Annotated in this window: 7 protein-coding genes and 1 pseudogene; 6 read left to right on the top strand and 2 right to left on the bottom strand. The window is 36.0% G+C overall.

What is annotated here, in order from left to right; translation table 11 throughout:
• Nucleotides 1–47 precede the first annotated feature (47 nt).
• The 6 genes and pseudogenes from glgB to G6O73_RS09060 all read left to right on the top strand — a co-directional run bounded on the left by glgB (nucleotide 48) and on the right by G6O73_RS09060 (nucleotide 10,090).
• Nucleotides 48–1,961, top strand: coding sequence for a 1,4-alpha-glucan branching protein GlgB (gene glgB, locus G6O73_RS09085; RefSeq protein WP_057886636.1), 1,914 nt, complete (start codon nucleotides 48–50; stop codon nucleotides 1,959–1,961).
• Nucleotides 1,962–2,032: 71 nt separating this feature from the next.
• A complete protein-coding gene (locus G6O73_RS09080) occupies nucleotides 2,033–3,175 on the top strand; it encodes a glucose-1-phosphate adenylyltransferase (protein ID WP_057886666.1) in 1,143 nt (380 codons plus the stop codon).
• Nucleotides 3,165–4,301 carry a glucose-1-phosphate adenylyltransferase subunit GlgD gene (gene glgD, locus G6O73_RS09075; RefSeq protein ID WP_057886637.1) on the top strand — a complete coding sequence of 379 codons (1,137 nt, stop codon included), beginning with the start codon at nucleotides 3,165–3,167 and terminating at the stop codon, nucleotides 4,299–4,301. Before G6O73_RS09080 ends, glgD begins: the two co-directional genes overlap by 11 nt.
• A 2-nt stretch (nucleotides 4,302–4,303) precedes the next feature.
• Entirely contained in the window at nucleotides 4,304–5,740 is a 1,437-nt protein-coding gene (glgA, locus tag G6O73_RS09070; RefSeq protein ID WP_057886638.1) for a glycogen synthase GlgA, read from the top strand.
• Between the two features lie 97 nt (nucleotides 5,741–5,837).
• Nucleotides 5,838–8,268 (top strand): annotated as a pseudogene (locus G6O73_RS09065) (glycogen/starch/alpha-glucan phosphorylase).
• Nucleotides 8,249–10,090 (top strand): glycoside hydrolase family 13 protein, encoded by a 1,842-nt coding sequence (locus G6O73_RS09060; protein WP_157056710.1) that lies wholly within the window; start codon nucleotides 8,249–8,251, stop codon nucleotides 10,088–10,090. Before G6O73_RS09065 ends, G6O73_RS09060 begins: the two are co-directional and overlap by 20 nt.
• Before the next feature lie 100 nt (nucleotides 10,091–10,190).
• On the opposite strand, the gene G6O73_RS09055 is transcribed toward G6O73_RS09060, so the two are convergent.
• Both G6O73_RS09055 and G6O73_RS09050 read right to left on the bottom strand, forming a co-directional pair.
• Nucleotides 10,191–11,660: a glycosyltransferase family protein gene (locus G6O73_RS09055; protein WP_083478555.1), complete on the bottom strand. Its 1,470-nt coding sequence runs from the start codon at nucleotides 11,658–11,660 to the stop codon at nucleotides 10,191–10,193.
• 61 nt (nucleotides 11,661–11,721) lie between these two features.
• Entirely contained in the window at nucleotides 11,722–13,077 is a 1,356-nt protein-coding gene (locus tag G6O73_RS09050; RefSeq protein WP_245002955.1) for a DUF3329 domain-containing protein, read from the bottom strand.
• Between the last annotated feature and the right edge of the window lie 266 nt (nucleotides 13,078–13,343).

Genomic DNA, 13,343 nt, shown 5'->3' with positions numbered 1-13,343 from the left:
ATAAAATTATCCTTTATTCAATTAGTGCGCGATGGGAGGGATTGCTGATGGAACAGTCGGAAAATGACTTTTCTAATGAGTTGATGGGTTTTGTTAATGGAGAGAACTTTCGAGCATATCAGATAATGGGTGCACACCAAGCAACCAAAAATGACAGGTCAGGTTTTATTTTTCGTGTTTGGGCACCAAATGCTCAGCAAGTCTCAGTAGTGGGGGATTTTAATCAGTGGGAGCAGCCGGGTTTAATAATGCAAAAGGATACAACTGGAATATGGAGCTTGTTTACAACTCAACCGCAAGTTGGTCAACTTTATAAATATAATATTAAGCAAGCGGATGGACGAGAAGTTTTCAAGATTGATCCTTTCGCCCAACGATTTGAGAAAAGGCCACAAAATGCAGCGATTTTAGGAGACTTGTTGCCACATCATTGGCATGATGGTTTGTGGCGTGGTCGACATAAACGTTCAAATTATTTTGAGCGCCCACTTAATATTTATGAAGTCCATGCCAGTTCTTGGAAACAGCATACAGATGGTTCACCATATACCATTAAAGATTTAACACATGAATTAATTCCATATTTAAAACAGATGCACTATTCACACGTTGAGTTTATGCCATTGATGGAACATCCATTAGGTGCTTCTTGGGGTTACCAGCTAATTGGGTATTTTGCTTTTTGTTCTTATTATGGGACACCGGAAGACTTCCAAGAGTTTGTTGAAAGATGTCACGCAGCCAACATTGGGGTATTGGTAGATTGGGTGCCCGGACATTTTTGTCGCAATGCCGACACTTTGCCTTATTATGATGGAACAGCAACTTTTGAATATCAAGATAATCAACGAGCAGACAACCCTGGCTGGGGGACATTAAATTTTGATTTGGCTAAACCAGCTGTTCAATCTTTTTTGATTTCCAGCGCGATGTATTGGTTGGAGACCTTTCATTTAGATGGAATCCGGGTTGATGCTGTTTCAAATATGATTTATCTAGATTATGGTGGAAGGGCTTGCCAGCTGAATCAGGATGGTTCTAATCGCGACTTAGCTGGTTGGAGTTTTTTACGTAAATTAAATCAGGTGGTTAAAGCAACTTATCCACAAGCCTTGATGATGGCAGAAGAAAGCACAGCTGATACAAAAGTTACGGGGATGTTGGCTGAAAATTCCTTAGGTTTTGACTACAAATGGAATATGGGTTGGATGAACGATGTTTTGAAATTTTTTGAAATGGATCCGATTTATCGCAAAGATAATTTAAATTTGTTGACTTTTTCCTGGATGTATCGTCAAACAGAAAATTTTATTTTACCGTTGTCACATGACGAGGTTGTTCACGGCAAACGGAGCTTAATGCATAAGATGTGGGGGGATCGTTACCGCCAATTTGCTCAGTTACGCACATTATATGCTTATCAAATGGTTCATCCCGGTAAAAAACTGTTGTTTATGGGGAGTGAATGGGGTCAATTTTTGGAGTGGAAATACGATCATGGCTTAGAATGGGTTGATTTAAATGACCTGCTTAATCAGAAAATGCAATTATTTACTAAGACTTTAAACGAATTTTATTTAGCCAATCGAGCTTTATGGGAAATTGATGATCAAGAAACTACGCTTGAAGTAATTGATGCGGATAACACAGCAGAAACAGTGTTGAGCTTTATTCGTCACGGCAAACGCAAAAAAGATTTTTTAGTAGTTGCCATGAGTTTTACTCCAGTTGAACGACGGAACTTTCGCATTGGAGTTCCATATCCGGGAATTTATCACGAGGTTCTAAACACTGAAATGCAAGAGTTTGGCGGTACTTGGGTCCGGCATAATGTTGCTAGTCAAACTGAAAAGGTTCCATTTAAACAATATCAGCAATCGATAACAACAACTTTACCAGCTTTTGGCACACTTATTTTACAACCAGAGAAGATTAATTTGCGACGGCGGGAAATCAAATGAAAACAGGAATGATTGCGACTAGTGTTTTTTGTCAGGAAGGGGTGGATGATGGATTTTTCCATCAAACTAATATGAAAAATGAAATGATAGCAGTGATATTAGCTGGCGGACAAGGTTCTAGACTGAAAGATTTAACAAAAAACAGTGCTAAGCCAGCAGTGCCTTTCGGAGGCCGTTACCGAATTATTGATTTTACTTTAAGTAACTGTGTTAATTCAGGCATTTATAATATTGGTGTAATTACGCAGTACCAGCCGTTGACTTTAAACAGCCATATTGGTAATGGGGCCAGTTGGGGGCTGGATCACCTTGATTCTGGGGTAACTATTTTACAACCATATTCTAATAAAGAGGGCAGTAAATTTTTTGAGGGTACGGCGCACGCAATTTATCAAAACATTGATTATATTGATGCAATGGACCCTGAATATTTGCTGGTTTTGTCAGGAGATCACATCTATAAGATGGATTACGATCAAATGTTACGGACACATAAAGCCAAAAAGGCAGCTTTGACGGTAGCGGTAATTGATGTACCGTGGGATGAAGCCAGTCGCTTTGGAATTATGAATACTGATGAAAATAATCGAATTATTGAATTTGAAGAAAAACCAGAACATCCTAAAAGTAATCATGCCTCAATGGGAATTTACATTTTTAATTGGCAACGATTACGCTCAGTTTTGATTAATGGTTTTACGAAAGAAGTTCCGATGATCGACTTCGGAAAGAATGTTATTCCATTTTATATCAAGAGTGGTGATAATGTTTTTGCGCATAATTTTTCCGGTTATTGGAAAGATGTGGGGACAATTCAGTCATTGTGGGAAGCCAATATGGAATTCATTGATGATCAAGGTGGGTTGAATGTCCGTGACCGTAGTTGGCGAATTTTTTCTAAAAACCCAATTGCACCGCCGCAATTTATTACTAGTACTGCAACAGTTAATGATTCCATGGTGGTTGATGGCTGTTTTGTGGCAGGCAAGATTGAGCATAGTATTTTATCGGCCAATGTGCAGGTAAAAGAGGGCTCTTTGGTTAAGGATAGTGTAATTATGCCGGGAACCTTAATTGGTAAAAATGTCACGATTAAAAAGGCAATTATTGGTGAGAACGCAATTATTGGCGATAATGCTGTGATTGATGGAACGGATGAGGTTGCAGTTGTTGGCAATGGAGAAGTGATTGGAGTGAAGACAGATGAAGACTAATAAGATGTGTGCCATTATTGGTAATGAACATGAGTATACCGACTTGCTGCCGTTAACACAAGATCGACCGTTATCAACATTATATTTTGATTGCAAATATCGAATTATTGATTTTGCCTTATCAAGTGTGGCCAATGCCAATATTCGTTCGGTGTTCATGCTGGTCAATGAAGGACGAGTGAAATCAATTTTTGATCATTTGGGCGGTGGTCGCGAATGGGGATTAGACAGTATTGGCAGTTACCAATATTTCAGTTTTTACCAAGACATGGTACGTAAAAAGGCGCAAGGTGAAGCGCCATTTGGTGATGTGATTGATTTTTTAAGAACTTCTAAAGCTCCTTATACGGTTTATTTGACAAATAAGTTTGTCGGCAATTTGGACTTGCGAGCGGTTTTAAAAATTCATCAAGAGCAGGGCAATCAGTTGACAGCTGTTTTTAAGCGCAAACCAGCGGCTGGAATTGCTCCAGATGATCGAATCTTAAACTTGAAAAAAGACGGAACGGTTGAACAAGTTAAAGCTTTTCGTAAAATAAAACCGGCAGAAAAAGTTTATAACTTATCCTTAGGGGTTTTTATTGCCAATACTGACTGGTTGATTGAACAATTGGAAAACAGTCAAACATTGAGCTTAGAGGAATTTTTATTTGATAGTTTAGCACAGATTAAAAGCTCAACTTATGAATACACTGGTTATGTCAGCAATATCTACAATCTGCCAAGTTACTATCAAGCAAACATGGACATGCTCAATTCAGAAAATTATAATTCATTACTGTTTTCTAGTCAAAAAGTTATTACCCGAACGAAAAATGAGGTTGCCACCTATTTTGCAGCTTCTTCAGACGTCCAAAATAGTCAAATTGCCACTGGCTGTGTGATTAAAGGAAAAGTTGCTAATAGTTTGATTTCGCGGCGCACTTTAGTTGAAGACGGGGCGGCCGTTGAGAATTCAATTGTGATGGGAAGTGCTCAAATCGGAGCTAAGGCTCAAGTGGTGTATGCACTAATTGATAAGAATGTCACAATTGATCCCGGAGTTAAAATTATTGGACAACCAAATCAATTAGTCGTGGTTAAGAAAAATGAACATGTGACAGCTGATATTCGTGGAGGAAAATAAAAATGAAAATTTTATTTGCAGCAGCTGAATGTGCACCATTTTTTAAAACTGGTGGTTTGGGGGATGTTGTTGGTGCTTTGCCACAGAGCTTACATCAGCGAGGACATCAAGTGGCCGTCATAGTGCCTTTCTTTTCCGGTATTAAAGCTGAATATCGCGCTCAATTGAAAAATCTGTTTAATTTTACGGTAACAGTTGGTTGGCGGCAGCAGTACTGTGGCGTTAAAACGTTGCAGCGGCAAGGAGTTGATTATTACTTTATTGATAATCAATATTATTTTAAGCGGCCTAAACTATATGGTTATTATGACGATGGTGAACGCTTTGCTTTTTTTCAACAAGCAGTTGTTGAGTTGATGGAAAAAATTGATTTTATTCCAGATGTATTACATGTTAATGACTATCACACTGCTTTTATTCCGTTTCTTTTGCGTGAAAAATACCATTGGATTCAGGCTTATCGAAAAATAGCTACGGTTTTAACGATTCATAATTTAGAATTTCAGGGACAATATGAGCGACAGATTTTACCCGATTTATTTGGAATGGGGACGCAACGTTATGATGATGGTACGATCCGGTTCAACGATGCCGTTAACTGGATGAAAGCGGGCATTTTGTACGCTGATCGGGTTAATACTGTTAGTCCATCCTATGCACAAGAAATTCAAACACCAGCATTTGGCTGTGGTTTGGAAGTTATTTTAGGAATGGAGCATCAAAAACTTTCAGGAATTTTGAATGGAATTGATTTCAAGGCTAATAATCCAGCAACTGATCCAGTATTAAAGGCAAATTTCAGCGTAACGGATTTAACTGGCAAACAACGAGACAAGCAAGCTTTGCAACAGATATTTAATTTGCCACAGCGCCCAAATGTTGCCTTGATTGGAGTAGTTAGCCGCTTAACATATCAAAAAGGATTTAAATTATTGGTGGCCGAACTGGAAAACTTACTGCAGTTTGATGTTCAGTTCGTCTTACTAGGAACTGGTTATGCAGATTTGGAACATGATTTTGGTTATTTTGCGACTAAATACCCTGAGAAGTGCAGTGTTCGAATTGGTTTTGATATTGAATTAGCGCAACAGATTTATGCTGGCTGTGATCTCTTCTTAATGCCCTCAGCTTTTGAACCATGTGGGTTATCGCAGATGCTTGCCATGCGTTATGGAACGCTGCCGGTTGTCCATCAAATTGGTGGCTTGTGTGATAGTGTTCAGCCATATAACCCAATTGAACAAACTGGAACCGGTTTTGGCTTTATTGAATATTCTTCGTTTTATTTAATGGAAGCCATCAAATTAGCGCTTAATGTCTATCAAAATCAACCATTGATTTGGCAGAAATTAATCAAGACAGCGATGCAGCAAGACTTTAGTTGGAAAACAGCCAGTGTTGGATATGAAAAATTATACCAGCAGTTGTTGATTGAGTAGCAACTGTTTTTGAAACGGTGATCAACTGGAGTAGTGTCACCGTTTTTATTTAAAGTAATGATTATAACAGGTTTTGAATGAGGAGGAGAAGCCAAAAATGGAATTAACTAAAACAGCTTTTATTGAAAACTTTAAAAAACGTTTAGGGCAAAAGTATGCATTAGATGTTAGCGATGCGACTGATAGTGAGCTGTATGATACTTTATGTTCTTTAGTAAAATCATCGTACTCAGCAATTTGGCGACACACATGGAAAGACTACTTGAAGGAAAATGAAAAACAAGCTTATTATTTTTCAATTGAATTTCTACCCGGTAAATTATTAAAAAGCAATTTATTGAATATGGGTTGGTATCAACTAGTGGTTGATGCTTTTCAGGAACTAGGGTTAGACTTTGAAAAAGTTGCGGCTGTTGAACCAGATATGGCCTTAGGAAATGGCGGCTTAGGTCGTCTAGCAGCTGACTTTAGATTCACTAGCTTCAGAAGGGTATCCAGTTAATGGCAATGGCATTCTTTATAAATATGGTTTATTCAAGCAACGCTTTGTTAATGGTTATCAAGTTGAATTACCAGATGAATGGTTGAAAACTGCGGCAGGTAATGCTTGGGAAATTAGACGTGCTAGCAAAGCAGTTACAGTTACCATGGGAGGCCATGTCAATTTGGTTCAGGAAAATGATTACTTGAAACCAGTCTATGAGGATGCTATTTTGATTCAAGCAGTTCCTTATGACGTTGGCATGGTTGGTTATCATAATCAGCATGTTAATACTTTGCGTCTATGGAGTGCAGAAATTCCTGACGAAGCAGAAAGCCAGTATCCCACAATTGAAGATCGGCGGCAGATTGAAGATATCACAGCTGTTCTTTATCCAGATGATTCAAATGAATCTGGTCGTCGCTTACGGTTAAAGCAGGAATATTTTTTTGTTTCTGCTGGAATTCAAAGTATTGTGCGTCATTACAAAAAATATCATGAAGCATTAGATCAAATTAGCCAACGAGTTGCAATTCATATTAACGATACTCATCCAGCAATGTGTGTGGCTGAATTAATGCGAATTTTATTGGATGAAGAGCACTTGTCATGGGAAAAAGCTTGGGAGCAAACCGTCAAGGTGATGAGCTATACTAATCATACAATTATGGCAGAAGCGTTGGAAACATGGGATATTCCGCTGATGAATGAAATCCAGCCGCGAATTTTGCAGATAATTGCAGAAATTGATCATCGATTTGTGACTGCATTAGCAGGGAAAACAGATGGCCAGTTGATTGAACGGACACGGATTATTTCGGGCGGTAAAGTTCACATGGCACATTTAGCGATTATTGGATCGCATAGTACTAATGGAGTTGCTCAATTACATACTGATCTATTAGAATCAGATGTTTTGCATGACTTTTATACGCTTTATCCAGAACGGTTCAACAATAAAACCAATGGAATTGCGACTAGACGTTGGCTGCAATTAGCAAATCCGCGGTTGGCTGAGGTTATTGATCAAACGATTGGTCGTAATTGGCGGCAAGATGCTAATCAATTGCAGCAATTATTAGATCATCAGGCTGATTCGCAACTACTGGATCAATTAGTTCAGGTTAAATTAGCTAATAAGCAGCGTTTAGCTAAGGTGATTAAGCAACAAACCGGAGTGACGGTTAATCCGCAGGCTATTTTTGACGTACAAATTAAACGACTGCATGCTTATAAGCGGCAGCTGCTTAATTTGCTGCGGATAATCAAGTTATATCTCGACTTGAAAGAAAATCCGGATTTAGCAATTGTGCCGCGAGTATTTATTTTTGGAGCAAAGGCGGCTCCAAGCTATCATTACGCTAAATCAATTATTAAATGTATTAATGAGACAGCTGCACTAATCAATCATGATCAAACAATCCAAGATAAACTAAAAGTAATTTTTTTGGAAAATTACGGCGTTTCATTAGCTGAACAAATTATTCCAGCGGCTGATGTCAGTGAACAAATCTCAACGGCTTCAAAAGAGGCTTCTGGTACTAGCAATATGAAGTTGATGCTAAACGGGGCTTTGACGGTTGCCACCTTAGATGGAGCAAATATTGAAATAAAGGAACAAGTTGGTGCCGACAATATTTTTATTTTTGGTTTAACTAAACAAGAAGTATATCAATACTATCAAGACCATTCTTATCATAGTTTAGATTATTATCAGCAAAATCCACTGATTCATCGTGTTCTTAATACGTTAGTTGATGGTACGATTCCGAATATTTCAGCTGAAGGGCATGAAATTTTTGATTCTTTGACATACTTAAATGATGATTATTTTGTTTTACGGGACTTTGAAGCGTATTTACGAATTCAAGATCAAGTAGATGAAACTTATCGTGATCAGCATAAATGGCAGCAGATGAGTTTGATCAATATTGCAAATGCTTGTCATTTTTCATCTGATGGAACAGTTAAAAAATATGCGAGTGAAATCTGGAATGTTAGATCAGTAGCACAAAAAGGTGGTGTGAATGTTGGATATCCGCTATAACTCATGGTTAGAGAAATATAAAAAACCTTTTGGTGCAGTCCAAGCCAAACAACCAGTTACGATTAATTTGCGCCTGGTGATTGAGCAACCATTGTTATCAGTGGAGTTGATGGTGCATCCTGATCGGCAGATGACTTCGGAAAATTACCCGTTGCATTTAGTTGCAGCAGGAATTTATCAGGCAACTTTTACGCCAACTAAGGCAGGATTATACTATTACTACTTTAAAATTGTAATTCAACATGACGATCAACAGGCGGTATATTTTTATGGAGCGGCCGATGATGGCTTTGGCGGTCCAGGACGCCTAACTACGATTGATAATTTGAAATCATATCAACTGACGTGTTACCAAAAGCCAGCAGTTTCCCCTGAATGGTATCGTAATGGGGTGTTCTATCAAATCTTCCCGGATCGGTTTTACAATGGCAATCCTAATGGTGAAATTAATGCTAGACGTAAGAATACCTTTATCTATGCTACTCCAGAGGATACACCGTATTATATTAAAAATCAGGCGGGTGAGGTAGTTAGATGGGATTTTTTTGGTGGCAATTTGCAAGGGATTATAGCTAAGATTCCTTATTTGAAAAAATTGGGAATTACAGGAATTTATTTAAATCCCATTTTTTTCGCTAGTAGTTCACATCGCTATGACACGAATGATTATTTGAAGATTGATCCAATTTTGGGAACGGAAGCTGACTTTAAAGAATTGACTCAACAGCTTCATCAAGCAGGGATGCATCTAATTTTAGATGGTGTTTTTAATCATGTTGGCAAAGATAGTAAATATTTTAATGCTCAGCAGCTATTTTATGGCGCTGATCAAGGAGCGGCCCAAGACCCGCATAGTCCGTATCGTGATTGGTTTGATTTTGAAAATTATCCAACTGATTATGAATCTTGGTGGGGGGTTAAAGACTTGCCAAGAGTGAATAAAAATCAGCCGGCTTTTCGCCAGCTGATTTATGGCACTGAGAATAGCGTAATTCAAAAATGGACAGATTTAGGAGTGGATGGTTGGCGTTTAGACGTGGCTGATGAATTACCTGATGATTTTATTCAAAAAATTCACCAGCGACTACAAGAATTTTCAACCAAAAAAGTTTTGCTAGGTGAAGTTTGGGAAGATGCTTCGAATAAAATAGCTTACAATCAGCGTAAAAACTATCCTCTGGGAGATGAACTTGATGGGGTAATGAATTACCCGTTGCGACATTGCCTACTGGATCTTCTTGCATACAGGCCAACGCGATCAACGGCTCAAAACGCTCGAGAAATAATGAGCTTACAAGAAAACTACCCACCAGAGTTTTACTATAATTCGCTTAATAATCTCGGTACCCACGATACTGAAAGAATTTTTACAGCGGTTGGAGAAGATCGAGCTCGATTAAAACTAGCTTGGGATTTGTTGTTTATGTTGCCAGGAGTTCCTTGTATCTATTATGGTGATGAAGCCGGAATGAAAGGTGGTAAAGACCCACTAAATAGAGGTTTCTTTCCTTGGAATAAAATCGACCAAACAATTTTTGCTTATGTACATCGTTGGATTGAACGACGCAAAACACAAACTGTTTTACAACAGGGAAATTTGATTTTAGGAACGACAGCTAGTTGCTTGGCAATTATTCGGAGTACTCCAGAACAATTAGCTCTTTATGTAGTTAATTTGTCCGCTCAACAGCAGCAACTTGACCAACTCGATTTTGAATTTATCCATGATGATCAAGATTTAGGTGAATTTATTACTACTGAATTTGTAGATTTCAAATTAGTTCCATCAGAAAGTTGTTTTAAAGTTATTAAACGAGTGTAATAAATAATATACTTCTTAGTTTATTAAAACGGCCCCCAAAAGTAGAAAAATTCAACTTTTGGAGGCCATTTTATATAATTTTTAATTGACAGCGAGAATTTTAATCCGTAATTGTTGCAATTATATTTTTTATTTTCAAAATACTAGTGTTAAAAGTCATAATAGTCATGATTAAAATCATAGGAAGAAACTGAATCATATATCTGCTTCTACCGCCCTCAAAAAGAAGAAGAAAAATAAATCCCCCGATAATTCCAAGACGTAAAGTGTTTTCCAGAAAGTCTTGTTGTCGAAAACCGAGTAATAAAATGCCCAAACAGAGAATCCAAATAAGTTGAGCAATAAATTTAAAATCTGAAAGGTATTTTCCATCTGGATATAAGTAATTTTTAAAAATATTAGAATTTCTTTTAGAACTAGCTTTTATAAAATTCCCTTCTTGTAACCAACCAAAAGTTCCATCGGCAGTATTATAGCCTTGCTTTGCTACTAAAAATTTTATATATCCTAGCGGACCTCTAGTTGTTAATGTACTTTTTATATTTTTGATAGAATATGCTTTTCGCTGCTTAGTATTTTTTAAAGCGGACATTTTATTGAACGATTGCTGATCATAACCTCCCTTAGCCCCACTCATACCAATATCAATGAAATGAGCAATTGGCATATGTTGAGTTTTGTTTATTTTAATATAATTCTGAGCAGATAGCTGATGATTAATCACTGTGTATGAACTAATCAAAGAAATGAAAAACACAAAGATGATTAGTAGTGATTTTTTGTTTAATTTTCTAAAATTGAATAAGTTCATTATGGCGAATGCAATAAGAGGAATAATAGCAGATGGCTTCATAAAATAAGTTAAACTAGTTAGCATTCCTAAAAATAAGGAGGATGCAAATTTGCTTTTTGTGTTTGTGTATTTAATAAAAATAACAAAAAGAAGTAGAATTGATGAAACTAGTGGGAGCACAAATGTATCTGAATAAGGCACAATAATCATTGGAAAGAAAAGTAACCAAATTGTATACGTCCAAATTGCTTTTGTTAGCTCTACTTTATGGTATAAGTAGCTAGCTAGTATACCTATTAAAGCACTTAAATCTACTAAAATTACATTTAATAAATCTAGCCGCAACCAGTAACGACTTGTGCCAACTAATGTTATGAATTTGTGCTGGATTAAAAACAGTAATAAATTGTTAGGATATAAGCTGAAGTAAGTTGATTCAGCTTGGAAGTGTTTTAAGAAATTTGCATTATAAAAAGCCCATAAATCAAATCCAATTGGTGGATGGGTTTGAAAAATCATATAGAATTGAAAAAAAACGACAAAACAGAATGAAGCAACAGCTAAAACTAGAGAGTAATGGGAAATTAGAAACCAAAAATTAGTATATTTATGAAGTATCCATGCTATGAAAGCCAAAATAGGAATGATAAAAATTCTAGCACTTGTATTTGCAATAATTAAATTAGTAGAACGGATGCTACCAATGAAAGTTAAAAAAATTAAAAAGGTAAATATAACAACTATAAAAGAATTTTTAAATTTGTCGAGTGATTTCATGAGTTTTTCCCTTCAAATTGTAATAAATCAGAGCATTTTTTAAAGAACTTTAATTACCTAGTTACTTTTCTAGAACAACTCCTTTGACTCTTAAATAATCATGATAAAGAAAATTAGGATAAGCGTTTGGATCAGCTTTAAGTTCGTTAAAAGGATAATCTACACTATACGGTGTTTGAGGTATATAAGCTAAAGCTGGAACCTTTATTATTTTGTTATAATTGGTTTTTTGCCCTTCAGTGCTGACAAATGAGTATCTGTTCTTGATAGCTAAAGATGATTGGTAGGAATCTAAGAACCCTGTAGAAACAATTATAAGACCAAAAAAAAGTAGGAAAGTGAAACCTAGTTGAATAATTATTCCATCAAAACTTTTATTAAATAACTTTTTCGATGGAATTAATGAAAATAAACTAATTAATAGATATATGATACCTCCGAAATATGCTCGAGCTTCATTTTGACCCAAAGGAGCAAAAGAAAGAGCATAAATGATAGCCATTCCGGAAAAAGACCATGTAAGGCCATTTATAAATGCAGTCTTATTCAACCAAAAATTCAAAGATAAAACGATAGCTATAACGATAGATACTAACAGTAGTTTATCCATATTAGAGGAAAAGACGGTTTTAGTTACAGCGATGAAATTATCAGAAAAACGAGTGAAAAATGGTTTTTTAAAATAAGCTGCACCGAGAGATTTAAGTGCTCGAATTTTATTTCCTGGTGCAAGCAGTAAAGCCAGATAGCCAAGAATGAAAAAAACTAGGCCTAATATATATATAAAATTAATTTTTACTCGATTCTTTAATAATAAAAATGAATGTGCGATTAATATTATCAATGTGCCTCCAGCAGTATTCTCATTAGACCAACCTGTTATTAAGGCTAATAACATAAAGGGCAATAAAGGAATTAGATACGAACGCTTAAAATTACCCATTAAAAAATCAGTTTTTACATATATCCATATTAAAAAAAGATTAGCAACGGTCATCCATAAGTAATTTCCAGAACCTGCACGCCATAAAATAGTTTCGCCAAAGTTTGGAATAAAAACTAAACAAGCCATGGAAATAGCGATAAAACGAGTAAAGTGAATGTGTTCAAATTTCTGTTTAGTTGACAAACTTGCAATTAAAGTTATAAGTGCAACAAAAACAAGCCCATTTGTCATGGACCAGAATAGTCTATTGCCAGAAGCCATGAATCTAAAAATGGTTTGTCCAAAGAAACGACCATTCCAATTAAACCATTCTTCTTTAGAAAATCTGAGTATTTGAATAGAAGTTAAGTGGCTTGATTGTAAATCATCCATGCTTAAAGGGGTAATAAATGTCCAGAACCAAATGAAAAGGAACAGTATTAATTGAGTAGACAAAATTTTTTTATTTTTAAAAAAATTCAACTCTGACACTCCTAACTTAATTTAAATTAATAGCTTTTACATCATACTACATAATAAATGATATATGGAATAAATAAAAGTGCCCTTTAAAGGGCACTTTTATTTAAATATTGTATAGAAATTAAATTGCCATTTCATTTTGTTTGAAATAATGGTTTTTAAGGTGTGAAGATATTATAAAAAATACAAAACTAAATTACAGTAATAAGAACTTAGCCAATCGAATGGGAAGCTAAAAAGCTATTATAGTTTAATCTGCGTCAATAGCTTGGCGT

The organism is Liquorilactobacillus nagelii DSM 13675, from assembly GCF_019444005.1.
In the GTDB taxonomy this organism is placed as follows: domain Bacteria; phylum Bacillota; class Bacilli; order Lactobacillales; family Lactobacillaceae; genus Liquorilactobacillus; species Liquorilactobacillus nagelii.
Note: the sequence above shows the minus strand (reverse complement) of the source record. Positions and strands in the feature narration are given on the sequence as shown.